The following is a 16,207-nucleotide window of genomic DNA, read 5'->3' as shown; positions in this document are numbered from 1 at the left end:
GAGAGACGGGAGAGACCATGGCCAGGATCCAGCGCCGCCCACCGGGCCGCGGGGTTGAGTGGGAGTTCGAGACGCTCGTGCTGCCCAAGGACTTCTCCCGCAACGTGGTCACCCGCGTGCTCGTCGAGCGGGCCGAGCACGGCGGCTGGGAGCTCGACCGGCTCCGCATCGGCAACGACGGCAAGCGGCGCGTGGTCCTGCGCCGCAAGATCATCCGGCAGCGGCTGACCCTCTTCGCCGGCTGACCGACCCCTCGCCGGGGTGGTGCGGCATGGGGTGCGGACCCCATGGACGCCGTCACCCGGTGGTGCTCGACTCGGAGGAGCGGGGCCACCCCGGCCCCGGTGAGGGGACGACGCACATGGCGACACGCAGGCACAGGCCGGCACTCGGGATCGTGGAGCTCGCGGTGGACCCGGCCGACGTGGACCGGGAGACCTACCCGGTGCGGATCAGGCTGACACGCCCGCTGACGGCGTACGAGGCGGAGGGGCTGGCCACCGCCGAGCCCGGGCTCCGGAGCGAGGGTGACGCGATCGTGGTGCCGGCGGCGAGGTTGGACGACGTCGCCCGCGAGGTCGACGCGTGGAACGCCCGCCTCGAGCGGGTGCAGACGCGCGCCGACCAGCTCGAGGGCGAGACGCTGGTGGCCGACCAGCGCCGCCTCGAGGACCACGAACGGCACGCGCCGCGCCTCCAGAGCCAGCAGGTCGACAACCGCGGCCTGCACTGAGCGCCGGCTCGCACGACGGCTACCAGCCGGACGAGCCCGGCCCGCCCTTGAAGGGGCCGGTGACCCGCGAGGTGATCCAGCCGCCGTAGAAGCTGCCCGGCTGCGGCTGCACGACCTCCCCGTCGACCGTGCAGCGGTCGACCCGTCCGGGGTAGAGCGCGACGTGGTCGACCAGCGCCTCGAACCCCGCGGACGGGGTCAGGTACGTCCAGGCCACGGCCGGGAGCACGGCGTCGCCGACCACGAGGTCGTAGTAGGTGGCCTGGCCCTTCCACTCGCACCACGAGGATCCCTGGCCCGGACGCAGGAGGGCGCCGCTGAAGTCACCGACCGGGAGGTAGTACGTCGGCGGGTGGCTGGTCTCGAGCACGCGCAGGCTCGCGGTGGTGTCGGCGACGACCACACCACCGTGGGTGACGACGACGTGCTCGGTGCTCGGCTCCACCCGCGGCGGCCGGGGGTAGTCCCACACGGACTCGGTCATGCGCCCAACCTACGGAACGGCTCCTACGGCTCGAGGTCGCGCGAGGCGAGCCAGGCGCGGCCGCGCCGGTCGGAGGCCTGCGCGAGCCACGCCTCCTCGACGATCTCCACGAGCTCGTCGCGATCGACCTCCCCCACCCGGGAGGCGCGCAGGAGCACCGACGGGTGGCCGTCGAAGTGCGCGGTCGTGAAGAACGGCAGCCGGTCGTCCTGCAGCAGCGCCTGCTTGTCCCCCTCGGAGGCGACCCAGAGCACCACCACGTCGTCGTAGCGCTCACCCGTCTCCGGGTCGAACGCGTCGGGGCGTGGCGTGCGGAAGAACACGAACGACTTGCCGCCGACCTGGTAGACGGGGTTCTTCTCCGGTCGTACGACGCTCACGTGCGGCATCGCCCGTGCGGTCGCGTGGATGTCGTCCACCGTGGCCGGACGGCTCATGTCGGCTCCTGTCCGGGCGGGTAGGCACGCCACTGGCCCTTCGCGCCCGGGTGGGTCCGGAGGTACTCCTCGATCCGCCGCTGTTCGGCTTCCTCCCGCGCGCGGGTCGGGCTCCTGGGCGTCGCGCTGGGCTCCAGCTCGTAGTTGTAGAAGACGAGGAACGGTGCCGCGTCCATCTGGGCACGCTTGATCGAGCGGAGCACGTCTGCTGCAGCGCTGACGAACGACCCGTGCACGGTGCCCGCCATGCCGTCCCAGTCGCTCTCGGTCATCACGATCTCGATGTCGTACCCCTCGACGCGGAGGCGCAGCCGGCCGGGTGTCGTCGTGTCCAGCTCTCCGAGGGTGTCGAGGAGCATGAGCAGGCGCTCCCACATCCGGTCGTAGCGGTGCGCCAGCTCCATCAGGCGCTCGCGGCCTCGGCCCGCTCGCGGAGGTCCTGGACCATCGCGTCGGGGTCGTCGGCGGAGTAGACGGCCGACCCGGCGACGAACACGTCGGCCCCGGCCTCGGCGCACCGCTCGATCGTGTCGAGCGACACACCGCCGTCGACCTGCAGCCAGGTCTCGACGCCGTGCTTGCGCATGAGCTCGCGGGTGGTGCGGATCTTGGGCAGGCACAGGTCGAGGAACTTCTGGCCGCCGAAGCCGGGCTCGACGGTCATGATGAGCACCATGTCGAGCTCGGGCAGCAGCGCCTCGTAGGGCTCGACGGGCGTGGCGGGCTTGAGTGCCATCGACGCGCGGGCGCCCTGCGACCGGATCTCGCGGGCGAGCCGCACCGGCGCCTTGGCCGCCTCCGCGTGGAAGGTGACCGACCCGCACCCCGCCTCGGCGTACGCCGGGGCCCACCGGTCGGCGTCCTCGATCATGAGGTGCGCGTCGATCGGCTGGCTGGCGTGCTTGCTCAGCGCCTCGATGACGGGAAGCCCCAGCGTCAGGTTGGGGACGAAGTGGTTGTCCATCACGTCCACGTGCACCCAGTCGGCGCTCGGTATCCGGGCCACCTCGTCGGCGAGGCGCGACAGGTCGGCGTTGAGGATGCTCGGCGTGATCTGGATGCCCACGGGGTGAGCCTAGTGACCCCCGGGGCCGTCGAGCCGGGCGGCACGGCTCCCGGCCGGTACGACGACGTGGAGCGCGTTGCGGTCGACCTCGAAGGTCGCGGTGGTGGTGGCCGCGATCTCGCCGTCGAGGTTGACCGGGAGCGGCTCGTCGGTGACCAGGCGCAGGCGCCGGGTGGTGACGTGGTGCACCCGCTCGTGCTCGACGAGGTGCCCGGTCCGCAGCAGTCGCGCGACCGAGACGTGGTCGCGCAGCCGGCCCTGCTCGACGGCGTACACGTCGAGGAGGTGGTCGTCGATCGACGCGTCGGGCGCCACGGTGAGGCCGCCGCCGTAGTGCCGGCCGTTGCCGACCGCGACCTGCATGAGGTCGGACAGCTCGAGGGTGGTGCCGTCGTCGAGCTCGAGGCGGGCGGCGAACGGCCGGTGCGACCGGTACGCCGCCAGCGTGGCCACCGGGTAGGCGAAGCGGCCGAGCCGCTGCTTGAGCGCGGGGGTGAGCCGCTGCGTGACGGCGACGGACAGGCCGACGGAGGCGACGTTGAGGTAGGCGCGGCCGTCGACCCGCCCGAGGTCGACGTCCACCACGTGCCCGTGGACGAGCGTGTCGACCGCCGCCGCGAGGTCGCCGGGGATCCCGAGGGTGCGGGCGAAGTCGTTGGCGGTGCCGAGCGGCAGCACGGCGAGCGCGGTGCCGGTGTGGGCGACCATCGCGGCGGCGCACCCGATCGTGCCGTCTCCGCCACCGACCACCAGCAGGTCGGGCTCGGACTCGACCGCGACCGCCAGCGCCTCGAGGAGCTCGAGGCCGCCGTGCACCGGGTGCACCGTCACGTCGTCGGACACGCCACGGACCGTCGCCTCGACCAGGGGGAGGGCACGCGCGCCCCGGCGGGCGGCCGTGTTCACGACGACCGCGACCCGGCCGGTGCGCGGACGGGCGGACCTGTTCTGCTGCATGGCTCGACGCTAGGTCGCTCGCGTGAGAGGAGGATGAGGACGACCTGTGTGCGGGCTGTGCCCCGGTCTCGCGGACACCCGCCCGCGCGCCATCGACCGGCCCACTACTCGCCCTCGGGCTCCGGCGGCGCCTCGGCTCCCTCCGCCTCGTCGCGGTCCGCCCACGCGAGCAGCGGAGCGATGTCGAAGGGGTGGTCGTCGATCGCGGCGTGCAGGTCGCCGATCTCGGCGTAGCGCTCGGGCATCGTGAAGATGGTGAAGTCATCCGGCACGCAGTCGTCGACCTCGTCCCAGCGGATCGGCGCCGACACCCGGGCCTCTGGCACTCCCCGGACCGAGTAGGCGGCGGCGATCGTGTGGTCGCGGGCGTTCTGGTTGTAGTCCACGAAGAGCTGCGAGGGATCGCGGTCCTTGCGCCACCAGGCGGTGGTGACCTCTCCCCCGGCCCGCCGCTCGACCTCCCGCGCGAACGCCAGCGCGCCGCGCCGTACGTCCTGGAAGCCGTGGTCGGGCGGGATCCGGACGTAGACGTGCATGCCCGACCCGCCGCTGGTCTTGGGGAAGCCCACGGCGCCGAGCTCGTCGAGCACCTCGTGGGCGACGTGGGCGACGCGCTGGACCGTGGCCCAGTCGCACTCCGGTCCCGGGTCGAGGTCGATGCGCCACTCGTCGGGCTTCTCGGTGTCGTCGCGCCGGCTGTTCCACGGGTGGAACTCCACCGTCGACATCTGGACCCCCCAGATCACGCTCGCCAGCTCGGTGACGCACAGCTCGTCGGCGGTGCGCTTCCACCTCGGGAAGAAGAGCTGGACCGTCTCGACCCACTCGGGGGCACCGGCGGGCAGCCGCTTCTGGTGCACCTTGTCGCCCGCCAGGCCCTTGGGGAACCGGTGCAGCATGCACGGCCGCTCGAGGAGCGCGTTGACGATCCCGTCGCCGACGGCGAGGTAGTACTCGACGAGGTCGAGCTTGGTCGCTCCGCTCGGCGAGGCGTCGGTGGGCGGGAAGTAGACCCGGTCGGGGTTCGTGACCTTGACGACGCGGTCGTCGACCTCGATCTCGGTGAACGGCGACGCCATGTCGGGAGCCTAGCCGCGAGCGCCGACGGTCGCGGGGGTCACTGGGGTGCGGCGGTCTCCGACGGCTGCTGCTGGCCACCCTGCTGCCCACCCTGCTGGCCACCCTGCTGGTCGCCGGGCTGCGTCTCCTGCGGCTTCTCCACGGTCACGGTGACCGTGTCGGACCAGCCCTCGTCGGCGTACTGGCTCTCGGGACGGTGCCAGCGGAACTCGGTGGTCTCCGCCACGGGCACGGCGACCCGGGCGACGCCGTCACGGTCGGCGAGGACGGGCTTGCCGGCGGCGGCCCACTGCCCACCGGGCGAGCGGGACTCGAGCACGAGCGGGTCGCCGGTGAGGCGTCCGGACCCGTCGGTGACCCGTCCGGTGAGCTCGACCTGCTCGTCGGCCTTCACCTGCTGCCTACCTGCCGCGATCGCGGTGGACAGCGAGACCCCCTCGAAGTCGAACGTCGAGCCGGAGGCCCGGACCGCGTCGAGGTTGAAGGCCTTGCCGTCGCACCCGAAGCCGGTGACGGCGAACCCGGGGCCGTCGCCGTGGTCGGCGGCGAACTGCGCCGTCGTGGCGGACCCCAACCGGTCGACGACCGCGCCGGAGGAGAGGTCGACGAGCGTCCAGTCGTAGCTGAGCGCGGAGGAGGACACGGTGGTCCACGAGCCTGCCGGGGCCGACACGGCTGCGCGGCCGCGCCACGCGGTGCCGGCCGGGCTCTGCCGGCTCACGGACATGACCCACGAGACGCCCGAGCTGCCGCCGGTGGCCGCCACGGCGACCGACGAGTCGAGCCCGGCGAGGGAGTCGAAGGAGGTGTAGGGACCCGCCGCGCTGCCGGCGGCGCTCGGGACCAGGCCGAGCGACCTCCGTCCGAGCGGAGCCGCGTAGGGCCCGAGGTTGATGCGGGACGCAGGGGCGGCCGCCTTGCCGAGCACGTCGGCGCACCCGACGTAGGTGAGGTAGACGTCGGCGTCGCCGGTGGCCGGCCCCGACAGCGTGCGAGTGCCCCCTGCCGCGTGAGCGGGACTGCTCACCAGGGTCGTCCCGACCGTCAGGGCCAAGGTGGTGGCGGCCAGGGCCGTCATGATGCTGCGCACGTGCATGAATTCCTGCTCCCCGTGACACGACACACCCCTCCGGTGCGCCGAGCTGACACCATCATGCTGGTCAAAGCAAAGGATGTGAACCGCCCGTCCATGGAAGTCACCCCAATGGTGGATGAAACCGAGACCAACGTTGGGTCGTCCGACTGTCGCACCGCGCCGATAGGTTGGGCGCCATGCCGCTCCGGGGCGCAGATGTCGCCCGCCATCCCGTGCGTCGCGTCGAGGCCCGCGGGGGCCACGAGCTCGCGGCGCGGCGCTACCCGGCGTCCATCCCCGCTGTCGCCCAGGTCCTGCGCGACGGGCTCGACCTGCCACCGGGTGTCACCTTCCTGGTCGGCGAGAACGGCTCCGGCAAGTCGACGCTGGTGGAGGCCGTGGCGATCGCCTACGGCCTCTCGCCCGAGGGCGGCAGCACCCACAGCCGGCACTCCACCCGCGCCACCGAGTCAGGGCTCGGCGATGCCCTCCAGCTCGTGCGGGGCGCCGGCGCGAGCAAGTGGGGGTTCTTCCTGCGCGCCGAGACGATGCACGGCTGGTACTCCTACATCGAGGGCCTCGGTGGCGACGACCTGGCCTTCCACGAGATGAGCCACGGCGAGTCCTTCCTCGCCGTGCTCGAGTCGCGGTTCACCGGCCCGGGCTTCTTCTGCCTCGACGAGCCGGAGGCAGCACTGTCGTTCTCCTCCACCCTGGGGCTGGTCGCGGCGTTGCAGCGGGTCGTGGCCCGCGGCGGGCAGGTCCTGTGCGCCACCCACTCCCCCGTGCTCGCCGCCATGCCCGGCGCCCGGGTCCTGGAGGCCGGGTCGTGGGGACTGCGCGACTCGGCGTGGGAGGACCTGGAGGTCGTCGACCACTGGCGGCGCTACCTCGCCGATCCGTGGGCCTACCTCCGCCACCTCCAGGACGACTGAGCGGTCGCTCGCTGCCGTCAGGTCCGTCGGCGCAGGGTGGCCGCGAACATCGCGTCGGTGCCGTCGCGGTGCGGCCACAGCTGGAAGCGCTCGACCTCGTCGGTGTCGCCGCGGCGGGCGAGGACGTCGCGCACGACGTCGCTCGTCTCGGCGACCACCGGCGAGCAGGTCGCGTAGACCACCACACCGCCCGGGCGCACCGACTCCAGCGCGGAATCGAGCAGCACCTGCTGGATCGCGACGAGCTCCTCGACGTCCTCGGGTGTACGCCGCCAGCGCGACTCGGGACGTCGCCTCAGTGCACCCAGCCCCGAGCACGGCGCGTCGACGAGCACCCGGTCGAACGTGCCGGGGAGCCACGCGGGGCGCATGCCGTCGCCGGCGAGCACGTGCGCGGCGCCGTCCGGCGTCGCGCGGAGGGCGGAGGCGACCAGCGCGGCCCGGTGCGGTTGCCGCTCGTTGGCGACGAGCACGGCCCCGCGCTCGGCGGCGAGGGCCGTCAGGAGGGCTGCCTTGCCGCCCGGGCCGGCGCACAGGTCGAGCCACCGCTCGTCGCGGCCCTCGAGCGCGGCCTCGGAGAGCGCGAGCCCGACGAGCTGCGAACCCTCGTCCTGGACGCCGGCGCGTCCCTCGGCGACCGCCGGGACCGCGGCCGGGTCACCGCCGCCCAGCGTGACGGCGTACGGCGAGCGGCCGGTGCGGGTGCCGCCGGCGGCCTCGAGCTCCTCGACGGTCGCCATGCCGGGGCGGGCGACCAGCGTGACCCGCGGCGGGGCGTTGTCGGCCTCCAGCAGCGCGTCGAGCTCGTCATCGTCGCCCAGCGCCCCGCTCAGCGCCTCCCCGAGCGCCTCGACGACCCAGCGGGGGTGGGAGCGGGCGACGGCCAGGTGGCCGTGCGGGTCCTGCTCCTCGTCGGGGGCGACCTCGGCGACCCAGCCGGCGAGGTCCCGCCTGCTGATCTTTCGGAGGACGGCGTTGACCAGTCCGGCCGGCCCCTGACCGACGGTGGCCCGGACCAGGTCGACACTGGTCGAGATCGCGGCGTGGTCCGGGACCCGCATCGAGAGCAGCTGGTGCGTCCCCAGCCGCAGCACGTCGCGCACCTCCGGCTGCAGCCGCGGCTTGGTGAGGCAGGCGTCGATCACGGCGTCGTACAGCCCGTGCATGCGGATCGCCCCGGACGACAGCTCGGTGGCCAGCGCGGCGTCGCGGCCGGTGAGCCCGTGCTTGCGCAGCACCTGGGGCAGCACGAGGTTGGCGTAGGCGTCGTCGGTGCGGACGGCGGTGAGCACGTCGAGCGCGGCACGGCGCGCCTTGTCGACCGGACGGCGGCGGTCACCCACCGAGGTGCTCCTTGACGAGCCTCTTCGGCGCCCTCGCCGCCCACGCGTCGGTGATGATCTCCTCGAGCTCGTCACGGTCGATCTCCCCGAGCCGCGACAGCTGCACGAGCACGGCGGCGTAGCCCCGGAAGTGGTCGATGGTGAAGAACGGCGTCGACTCGTCCGCCACGAGTGCGTGCTTCTCCACCTCGGTCGGCGTCGTGATCACGACCAGGTCGTCGTACATCTCCCCGGTCGCGGGGTCGACGGCCGTCCTGTGCGGCGCGCGGTAGAGGACGAACCCCTTGCCCTTGTCGCCGCGCGGCACCTTCCAGGTCGGCCGGTCGCCCCAGGAGATGCCGAGCTCGGTCTCCGGCAGGCTGCCGCAGATCTCGTCGACGTCCTCGGGGCGAGCGGGCCGGCTCACGCGGGCGGGTCCTGGTCGCCGAGGCGGACCCCGGACTGGAGCCGCACACCGCGGGCCCAGTCGGCGGCACCCATCTGCTTCTTGCCGAACGCCTTGACCTGACCGAGCTCGACCGGCGTGGTGCCGGTGCCGACGAGCACGGCGTTCTTGGTGACCTCGAGGACGCCCGGTCGCAGCGGCTCGCGCTCCACCGGTCGCACCGGACCGATCTTGATCCGTTCGCCCTCGAAGGTGCTCCACGCGCCGGGGGCGGGGTCGCAGGCGCGGACCTGCCGGTCGATGGCGACCGCCGGGTGGGTCCAGTCGATGCGTGCGTCGTCGACGAGGATCTTGGGGGCGAAGGAGACGCCGTCCTCCTGCTGCTCGCGCGCCTCGAGGGTGCCGTCCTCGATCCCGTCGAGGGTCTGCACCAGCAGGCCCGCTCCCCCCTCGGCGAGCCGGGCGAGCAGGTCTCCGGCGGTGTCGGTGGGCCGCACGCGCTCGGTCATCACCCCGAAGACCGGTCCGGCGTCGAGCGCCTTGACGATCCGGAAGGTGGTCGCGCCGGTGACCTCGTCGCCCGCCCAGAGCGAGTGCTGCACGGGGGCCGCGCCGCGCCACGACGGCAGCACGGAGAAGTGCAGGTTGATCCAGCCGTGCGGCACCAGGTCGAGCGCCGACTGCGGGAGCAGGGCGCCGTACGCCACCACCGGGCAGGCGTCGGGACGCAGGGCGGCCAGCGCCTGCTGGAAGTCCGGGTCGCGCGGGTGCTCGGGCTTCAGGACGGGTACGCCGAGCTGCTCCGCGCGCTGGGCGACCGGGCTGGCGACCAGCTTGCGTCCGCGCCCGCTCGGGGCGTCGGGCCGGGTGACGACGCCGACCAGCTCGTGGCGGCTGGCGGCGACGGCGTCGAGCGCAGGCACGGCGACCTCGGGGGTGCCGGCGAAGACGACGCGCATCAGGTGGGGACCTTCATCGGGCGAATCCGTTCGTCGGGTGGGGGCTGAGCCGGACCGTCGGCCGCTCGAGGCCGAACCACTCGGACTCGCGGATCTCCTTCATCGCTGCCTTGCGCGCGGCGGTGTCGAGCTTGTCGATGAAGAGGATGCCGTCGAGGTGGTCGGTCTCGTGCTGCATGGCGCGGGCGAGCAGCTCCGACGCCTCGATCCGCTGCGGCTCGCCGTACATGTCGAAGCCGGTCGCGACCACCGACAGCGCGCGGAGGCAGTCGTAGGTGAGCTCGGGCAGGGACAGGCACCCCTCCGCCCCGTCCTGCGTCTCGTCGGAGAGCTGGAGCGAGGGGTTGACCAGGTGGCCCACCTCGCCGTGGACGTTCCAGGTGAACACCCGCAGGCCAACGCCGATCTGCGGCGCCGCGAGGCCCGCGCCCGGGGCGGCGAGCATCGTGTCGGTCAGGTCGGTGACGAGCTGGCGGACCTCACGGTCGAAGTCGTCGACCTCCACCGCGCGCTGGCGCAGCACCGGGTCACCGAAGAGACGGATGGGCTGGACGGCCACGGAGCTCCTTCGCTCGGCTGGGTCGGTCGGGGCGGGGTGGGCGATCGGGCAGTGGCCAAGTCTAGGGAGGCACCCCGCGGTCGCTCATGGCGGCCGGTCGCCGGGACCCGTCGGTCAGATGGTCAGCGGGTCGACCTGGATGCGGACGGGGTCGAGCTTGCGGGCCGAGCGCACCCGCTGGAGGTCGCACAGCGAGCGGGACAGCGCCTCACCGCTCGAGCGGGGCACGCGGAGCAGGACGCGGTGCTCGTCGTCGGCCGGGACCGGGCCGAGCACCTCGGCACCGGCGGGCAGGTCGAGCAGGTGGAGGACGTCGTCGAGCGCACCGAGATCGCCGGTGACCGTCGCCAGCCGTGCTGCCGGTGGGAGGTGCGCCTGCGACCGCTCGTGGGTCTCCCGGCGGGCGAAACCGGCCGGGTCCCACCGCACGAGGGCCTGCAGCGCAGGGTGGGCCGGGTCGCCGACCGCGACGACGTGGCCTCCCGGCCGCACGAGCGCGGCCGCGTTGAGCCACCGGCGCAGTGCCTCCTCGGCCGCCCGGAGGTCGTCGCGCGCCAGGCTCAGCCAGGTGTCGAGGACGACGACCGCTGCGTAGCCCTCGTCGGCGACCGGCTCGGCCCCCACGGTGGCGACGACGAGGTCGGCCGACTCGCCGACGCGGTCGACGACCCGCTCGCCGCTGGAGCTGCGGACGGTGGTGCCGGGGAACATCCGGCCCAGCTCCTCCGCCGTCCGGGCCTCACCGCGCACCGGCGCGCGCAGTCCGTGGCCACCGCAGGTGGGGCACGCCCAGGCCGCCTCGACGTGGCCGCACCACCGGCAGCGCGGCGGGACCGCAGGGCCGTCCACGACCAGCGGACCGGTGCAGACGGTGCAGCGCGCGGGCGCTCGGCAGGTGTCGCAGGCCAGGGAGGCGGCGTAACCGGCCCGGGGCGTCTGCACGAGCACGGGACCGGCCGCAAGGCCTCGCCGGATGGCGTCGTAGGCGGCGCGCGGGACGCGGGTGCCGACGGAGCGGTCCTCGGCCGGCACGACCTCGACCCGGGCCCGGCGTCGCAGCACCTCACGTGGGACCGCCAGCTCGTGCGCCCACCCGCCGGCGACCAGCTGTTGCGCCTCCGGGCTGCGGGCGACCCCGCCGAGCAACGCCGCCGTCCCCTGCTGCTCGGCGCGGACCACGAGCACCTCGCGGGTGTGCGGGTAGGGGGCTCGCGGCTCGGCGTGCAGGTCGTCGCCGTCGTCCCAGAGCACCAGGAGCCCAAGATCCTCGACCGGCGCGAAGGCGGCGGAGCGCGTGCCGACCACGATGCGCCGCGCTCCGCGGGACACGGCGAGGAAGTCGCGGTAGCGCGCGGCCGGGCCGCCGTCGGCGGTCAGGCAGACGTGGTGCCCCTCCCCCAGCCGCGCCGCCAGCGCGGCGCCGACCCGGGCGACGTCACGCCGGTCCGGCACGCAGACGAGCGCGCCCCGCCCGGCGGCGTACGTCGTCGCAACCGCCTCGGCGACCATTGCGGGCCAGTCGTCCCCGGGGGCCGCCGCCCAGACCGCTCGGGGCGACCCGCCGGACGCGAGGTGGCGGAGGAAAGCGTCTGCGTGCGCGACCCCGGCCCAGGTCGTCGGCCCGTCGACCGCCGGAGCTGCGGGCGCTGGTGTCGACACGGCCTTCTCCGTCGCAGCGTGCCGGGGCGGCACGGCGAGGCGGAGCACGTCGGAGCGCGCGCCGGCGTACCTCCGTGCCAGGGTCTCGCTCAGCGCGACGATCTCCGGCGCGAGCACGGGCTCCGGGCTCACCACCCGGCGCAGCGGCTGGAGGTTGCCGGTGTGGTCGGTGTGGCTGGTGCGCTCGACGACGTAGCCGTCGACGTCCTGGCCGGCGAAGCGCACCTTGACCCGGGCGCCCGGGACGGCGGTCTCCGCCATGGCGGTCGGGACGGCGTAGTCGAACGGGCGGTCGAGGTGGGCCAGCGCGATGTCGACCAGGACGCGGGCGACCGGGTCGGACTCGGCGGGCTGCCAGGCCGCTGCCTTGCGGCGCCGGGTGGCGGCCGCCTTGGCCCGCGCGTCGTCGACGGCAGCACGAAGCCCCGGGAGCATCTCGGCTTCCGGGGCTTCGTGGGACGTCATGCGGCAGATTCTGTCAGCGGGCCCCGACAGCCGGACTTGGTGGGGAGTTCTTGCTCCTGGAGGCCTTTGCAAAGGCCTCCAGGAGTCGGTTTCCCCGCTCGAGCGGGGAAACTGCGCAGGGCGGGCGCCAACAGCTCGACAGGGGCCAGCAGCAGGCAGCCGGTCAGATGCCGGCGGCGGCCTTCAGCTTGTCGGCGCGGTCGGTCTTCTCCCAGGTGAACTCGGGCAGCTCGCGACCGAAGTGGCCGTAGGCCGAGGTCTGGGCGTAGATCGGGCGCAGCAGGTCGAGGTCGCGGATGATCGCGGCGGGGCGGAGGTCGAAGACCTCGAGGACCGCGTCCTGGATCTTCTCGTCCGGGACGACGCCCGTGCCGAACGTCTCGATGAAGACACCCACGGGCGCGGCCTTGCCGATGGCGTACGCGACCTGGGCCTCGCAGCGGCTGGCGAGGCCGGCGGCCACGACGTTCTTGGCGACCCAGCGCATCGCGTAGGCGGCCGAGCGGTCCACCTTCGACGGGTCCTTGCCGGAGAAGGCGCCGCCGCCGTGGCGGGCCATGCCGCCGTAGGTGTCGACGATGATCTTGCGGCCGGTGAGGCCCGCGTCACCCATCGGGCCGCCGATGACGAACGTGCCGGTGGGGTTCACCAGCATCCGGTAGCCGTCCGAGGGCAGGTCGACGTCGGCGAGCACGTGGTCGATCACGTGCTGCTTGATGTCGGCCTCGAGCGTGGCGTGCTCGACGTCGGGGTCGTGCTGGGTCGAGAGGACGACGGTGTCGATGCGCAGCGGACGGTCGTCCTCGTCGTACTCGATCGTGACCTGGGTCTTGCCGTCGGGCCGCAGGTAGCCGAGCGTGCCGTCCTTGCGGACCTCGGTGAGGCGCTGGGCGAGCCGCTGCGCGATGGTGATCGGGAGCGGCATCAGCTGCGGGGTGTCGTCGCAGGCGTAGCCGAACATCAGCCCCTGGTCGCCGGCGCCGCGCTTGTCGAGCTCGTCCTCCGACGCGCCGACCCGCGACTCGTGGCCGGCGTCGACGCCGGCCGCGATGTCGCTGGACTGGGCGCCGATCGCCACCTGCACGCCGCAGGTGTGGCCGTCGAAGCCCTTGTCGGAGGAGTCGTAGCCGATGTCGAGGATCGCCTTGCGGACGATGTCGGCGACCGGCGCGTAGGCCTGGGTGCGGACCTCGCCGGCGACGACGACCAGCCCGGTGGTCAGCAGCGTCTCGACCGCCACCCGCAGGTTGGCCTTGTCCGGGTCCTCGGCCATCAGGTGGTCGAGCACCGAGTCGCTGATGCGGTCGGCGATCTTGTCCGGGTGACCCTCGGTCACGGACTCGGAGGTAAAGAGGCGTCCTGCCACGTCGTCACTCGCTTCTTCTCTGGAACGGTCGGATTGGAACGTACCCGTCGACCAGCATCCGGGACGTGTGTCTCACCCGACGAATCGCCGGGCGACCTCGTCCCAGATGACGTGGGCGAGCGCGGTCTTGGAGCCGCGCGGGACCTCGACGGCCGCTCCGTCGGCGGCCAGGACGACCGCCTCGTTGTCGGCGCTGCCGAAGACGGCACCCCCGCTGACGTCGTTGACGACGAGGAGGTCGCACCCCTTGCGGGCCAGCTTGGCCCGCCCGAGGTCGAGCACCGAGCCGGTGGCGTCGCCGGTCTCGGCGGCGAAGCCCACGATGACGGCGCCCTCGCGGACGCGGTCGTGGGAGATCTCGGCGAGGATGTCGGGGTTCTGCGCCAGCTCGATGGCCGGCGCGGACCCGTCGTCGGCCTTCTTGATCTTGGCCTCGCTCACCGCCGTGGGCCGGAAGTCGGCCGGCGCCGCTGCCATGACGACCGCGTCGGCGGTGGCGGTCGCGGCGACGACCGCCTCGCGCAGCTGCTCGGTCGTCTCGACGCGTACGACGTTGACGCCGGCCGGGTCGGGCAGGGTCACGTTGGCGCTGACCAGGGTGACGTGGGCGCCGCGCGAGGCGGCGGCCCGGGCGAGGGCGTACCCCTGCAGCCCCGACGACCGGTTGCCGAGGAACCGGACGGGGTCGAGGTACTCGCGGGTGCCGCCGGCCGAGACGACGACCTTGCGACCGGCGAGGTCCTGGGCGGCGTCGGCCCCGCGGTCGAGGAGCCCGCGCACCAGCTCGTAGATCTCGCCCGGCTCCGGCAGCCGGCCCTTGCCGGTGTCGGCGCCGGTGAGGCGGCCGACGGCCGGCTCGATCACGAGCGCGCCGCGCTCGCGCAGGGTGGCCACGTTGGCCTGCGTGGCCGGGTGCTCCCACATCTCGGTGTGCATCGCCGGGGCGAAGACCACCGGGCAGCGGGCGGTGAGGAGCGTGTTGGTGAGGAGGTCGTCGGCGAGGCCGTGTGCCGCCCGCGCGAGCAGGTCGGCGGTCGCCGGTGCGACCACGACCACGTCGGCCTGCTGGCCGATGTGGACGTGGGGCACGGCGTGGACGTCGGTCCAGACGTCGGTGGCGACGGGCTTGCCCGACAGCGCCGACCAGGTCGGCGCGCCGACGAACTCCAGCGCCGACGCCGTGGGCACGACGGTGACGTCGTGCCCCGACTCGGTGAACCGGCGGAGCAGCTCGCAGGCCTTGTAGGCCGCGATCCCGCCGGAGACCCCCAGGACGACCCTCACGGTCATCGGGAGGCTCGCGTCACTCCGTGGCGTCGCCGGCAGCAGCCTCGGCGGCAGCGGCCTCGGCGGCGGGGTCGATGTCCTCGCAGGTCAGGAGGTCGTCGTTGATCTCGCGGAGCGCGATCGAGAGCGGCTTCTCCTGGACGTGGGTGTCGACGAGCGGGCCGACGTACTCCAGCAGGCCCTCGCCGAGCTGGGAGTAGTAGGCGTTGATCTGGCGGGCACGCTGGGCGCTGTAGAGCACCAGCTTGTACTTGCTGTCGGTCTTGGTGAGCAGGTCGTCGATCGAGGGGTTGGTGACGCCCTCGGCGGCGATGGTGGGAGAAGCCACGGTGTGGGTGCCTCGCTAGTCAGATGTGGATGGAGCAGGACCGACCATCAAGGTTACCAACTCGTCGGCAGCGGCGTGAACTTCGTGGTTGACGATGGTGACGTCGAACTCGCTCTCGGCGGCCAGCTCCGCGCGCGCGGTCTCGAGACGACGCTCCCGCTCGGCCTCGGTCTCGGTGCCGCGGCCGACGAGGCGGCGTACGAGCTCCTCCCACGACGGCGGCTTGAGGAAGACGAACAGCGCCTCGGGCATCGTCTCGCGCACCTGGCGGGCGCCCTGGAGGTCGATCTCCAGCATGGCCGGCTGGCCGGACGCCAGCGCGAGGTCGACGGGGCCGCGGGGCGTGCCGTAGCGGGCGGCCTTGTGGACCACGGCCCACTCGAGCAGGTCGCCCTTCTCCACCATGGCGTCGAACTCCTCGTCGGAGACGAACCAGTAGTGGACGCCGTTCTCCTCGCCGGGGCGCGGCTTGCGCGTGGTGGCCGAGACCGAGAGCCACACCTCGGGGTGCGTCTCGCGCACCGCGGCGGCGACCGTGCCCTTGCCGACGGCCGTCGGGCCGGCGAGGACGATCAGCCGCGAGCGGGTGGGGGTGTTGCCGGTCGAGCCGGCTGCCGGGGTCTCAGCGGTGTGGGTCACGAGGCGTCGGGGCCGAACTCACGCTCGAGCGCGGCGACCTGCTTGACGCCCAGTCCGCGGACCCGTCGGCTCTCGGCGATGCCGAGGCGCTCCATCACCTGGCGCGCGCGGACGCGACCGAGGCCGGGCACCGACTGGAGGAGCTCGACGACGCGCATCTTGCCGATGACCTCGTTGGTCTGGCCCTCGTGCAGCACGTCGACGATGGAGCCGCCGGAGTTCTTGAGGCGGTTCTTCACCTCGGCCCGCTCGCGTCGGGAGGCCGCAGCCTTGTCGAGGGCTGCCTGGCGCTGCTCGGGCGTCAGAGGGGGCAAGGCCACGAAAGCGATCCTTCTGGGGTCGGACGAGGGTCGGACGGGCGCCGGGCGGAGACCCGGACGAGTGCGGATCAATCTAGTCAGGTCGCGTCCGGTCGGGCAATCGGGTGCGCGGCCGGGGCCCGGGACGTGA

The 16,207-nt window shown here is 73.5% G+C and carries 20 protein-coding genes; 3 read left to right on the top strand and 17 right to left on the bottom strand.

What is annotated here, in order from left to right; translation table 11 throughout:
* The first annotated feature begins 17 nt into the window (after window positions 1-17).
* Window positions 18-245, top strand: a complete 228-nt coding sequence (locus tag AC3A3L_RS16145; protein WP_179620627.1) for a DUF5703 family protein — start codon at window positions 18-20, stop codon at window positions 243-245.
* A gap of 116 nt (window positions 246-361) precedes the next feature.
* On the top strand, window positions 362-733 hold the full coding sequence (locus AC3A3L_RS16140) for a hypothetical protein (RefSeq protein WP_487641054.1): 372 nt from the start codon (window positions 362-364) through the stop codon (window positions 731-733).
* 19 nt (window positions 734-752) lie between these two features.
* Here AC3A3L_RS16140 and AC3A3L_RS16135 read toward each other — a convergent pair whose 3' ends face one another.
* From AC3A3L_RS16135 to AC3A3L_RS16105, 7 genes are all read right to left on the bottom strand, one after another.
* Entirely contained in the window at window positions 753-1,217 is a 465-nt protein-coding gene (locus tag AC3A3L_RS16135; protein ID WP_487641053.1) for a DUF427 domain-containing protein, read from the bottom strand.
* A 23-nt stretch (window positions 1,218-1,240) separates the two neighbouring features.
* Window positions 1,241-1,654: an MmcQ/YjbR family DNA-binding protein gene (locus AC3A3L_RS16130; RefSeq protein WP_487641052.1), complete on the bottom strand. Its 414-nt coding sequence runs from the start codon at window positions 1,652-1,654 to the stop codon at window positions 1,241-1,243.
* A complete protein-coding gene (locus AC3A3L_RS16125; protein WP_487641051.1) occupies window positions 1,651-2,058 on the bottom strand; it encodes a hypothetical protein in 408 nt (135 codons plus the stop codon). Before AC3A3L_RS16125 ends, AC3A3L_RS16130 begins: the two co-directional genes overlap by 4 nt.
* Window positions 2,058-2,720: a ribulose-phosphate 3-epimerase gene (gene rpe, locus AC3A3L_RS16120; protein WP_487641050.1), complete on the bottom strand. Its 663-nt coding sequence runs from the start codon at window positions 2,718-2,720 to the stop codon at window positions 2,058-2,060. The genes AC3A3L_RS16125 and rpe overlap by 1 nt, the downstream gene beginning before the upstream one ends.
* A gap of 9 nt (window positions 2,721-2,729) precedes the next feature.
* Window positions 2,730-3,677, bottom strand: coding sequence for a lipid kinase (locus AC3A3L_RS16115; protein WP_487641049.1), 948 nt, complete (start codon window positions 3,675-3,677; stop codon window positions 2,730-2,732).
* 104 nt (window positions 3,678-3,781) lie between these two features.
* The gene (ligD, locus tag AC3A3L_RS16110) at window positions 3,782-4,756 is read right to left on the bottom strand and encodes a non-homologous end-joining DNA ligase (RefSeq protein ID WP_487641048.1); all 975 of its coding nucleotides are present in this window, start codon (window positions 4,754-4,756) and stop codon (window positions 3,782-3,784) included.
* A 38-nt stretch (window positions 4,757-4,794) separates the two neighbouring features.
* Complete coding sequence (locus AC3A3L_RS16105; protein ID WP_487641047.1) at window positions 4,795-5,853, bottom strand: hypothetical protein; 1,059 nt, start codon at window positions 5,851-5,853, stop codon at window positions 4,795-4,797.
* Between the two features lie 176 nt (window positions 5,854-6,029).
* On the opposite strand from AC3A3L_RS16105, the gene AC3A3L_RS16100 reads away from it, so the two are divergent.
* Window positions 6,030-6,767 carry an AAA family ATPase gene (locus AC3A3L_RS16100; RefSeq protein WP_487641046.1) on the top strand — a complete coding sequence of 246 codons (738 nt, stop codon included), beginning with the start codon at window positions 6,030-6,032 and terminating at the stop codon, window positions 6,765-6,767.
* A 17-nt stretch (window positions 6,768-6,784) separates the two neighbouring features.
* Here the strand turns inward: AC3A3L_RS16100 and AC3A3L_RS16095 are convergent, their stop codons facing one another.
* The 10 genes from AC3A3L_RS16095 to mihF all read right to left on the bottom strand — a co-directional run bounded on the left by AC3A3L_RS16095 (window position 6,785) and on the right by mihF (window position 16,077).
* Window positions 6,785-8,110, bottom strand: a complete 1,326-nt coding sequence (locus tag AC3A3L_RS16095; RefSeq protein WP_487641045.1) for an RsmB/NOP family class I SAM-dependent RNA methyltransferase — start codon at window positions 8,108-8,110, stop codon at window positions 6,785-6,787.
* Window positions 8,103-8,516: an MmcQ/YjbR family DNA-binding protein gene (locus tag AC3A3L_RS16090; protein WP_487641044.1), complete on the bottom strand. Its 414-nt coding sequence runs from the start codon at window positions 8,514-8,516 to the stop codon at window positions 8,103-8,105. Before AC3A3L_RS16090 ends, AC3A3L_RS16095 begins: the two co-directional genes overlap by 8 nt.
* Window positions 8,513-9,454 carry a methionyl-tRNA formyltransferase gene (fmt, locus tag AC3A3L_RS16085; protein ID WP_487641043.1) on the bottom strand — a complete coding sequence of 314 codons (942 nt, stop codon included), beginning with the start codon at window positions 9,452-9,454 and terminating at the stop codon, window positions 8,513-8,515. The genes AC3A3L_RS16090 and fmt overlap by 4 nt, the downstream gene beginning before the upstream one ends.
* A gap of 13 nt (window positions 9,455-9,467) precedes the next feature.
* Window positions 9,468-10,013: a peptide deformylase gene (gene def, locus AC3A3L_RS16080; protein ID WP_487641042.1), complete on the bottom strand. Its 546-nt coding sequence runs from the start codon at window positions 10,011-10,013 to the stop codon at window positions 9,468-9,470.
* Between the two features lie 114 nt (window positions 10,014-10,127).
* On the bottom strand, window positions 10,128-12,137 hold the full coding sequence (locus AC3A3L_RS16075) for a primosomal protein N' (RefSeq protein WP_487641041.1): 2,010 nt from the start codon (window positions 12,135-12,137) through the stop codon (window positions 10,128-10,130).
* A gap of 163 nt (window positions 12,138-12,300) precedes the next feature.
* Window positions 12,301-13,503: a methionine adenosyltransferase gene (metK, locus tag AC3A3L_RS16070; RefSeq protein WP_487641040.1), complete on the bottom strand. Its 1,203-nt coding sequence runs from the start codon at window positions 13,501-13,503 to the stop codon at window positions 12,301-12,303.
* Window positions 13,504-13,575: 72 nt separating this feature from the next.
* Window positions 13,576-14,793 (bottom strand): bifunctional phosphopantothenoylcysteine decarboxylase/phosphopantothenate--cysteine ligase CoaBC, encoded by a 1,218-nt coding sequence (gene coaBC / locus AC3A3L_RS16065; RefSeq protein ID WP_487641039.1) that lies wholly within the window; start codon window positions 14,791-14,793, stop codon window positions 13,576-13,578.
* 13 nt (window positions 14,794-14,806) lie between these two features.
* Window positions 14,807-15,118 (bottom strand): DNA-directed RNA polymerase subunit omega, encoded by a 312-nt coding sequence (gene rpoZ, locus AC3A3L_RS16060; RefSeq protein ID WP_172261153.1) that lies wholly within the window; start codon window positions 15,116-15,118, stop codon window positions 14,807-14,809.
* Between the two features lie 15 nt (window positions 15,119-15,133).
* Entirely contained in the window at window positions 15,134-15,757 is a 624-nt protein-coding gene (gene gmk / locus AC3A3L_RS16055) for a guanylate kinase (protein ID WP_487641038.1), read from the bottom strand.
* The gene (gene mihF / locus AC3A3L_RS16050) at window positions 15,754-16,077 is read right to left on the bottom strand and encodes an integration host factor, actinobacterial type (protein WP_135840118.1); all 324 of its coding nucleotides are present in this window, start codon (window positions 16,075-16,077) and stop codon (window positions 15,754-15,756) included. The genes gmk and mihF overlap by 4 nt, the downstream gene beginning before the upstream one ends.
* Between the last annotated feature and the right edge of the window lie 130 nt (window positions 16,078-16,207).

The sequence above is a fragment of the Nocardioides sp. Soil_C_8 genome (assembly GCF_057656315.1).
This window is presented reverse-complemented; position numbering and strand designations above follow the sequence as displayed.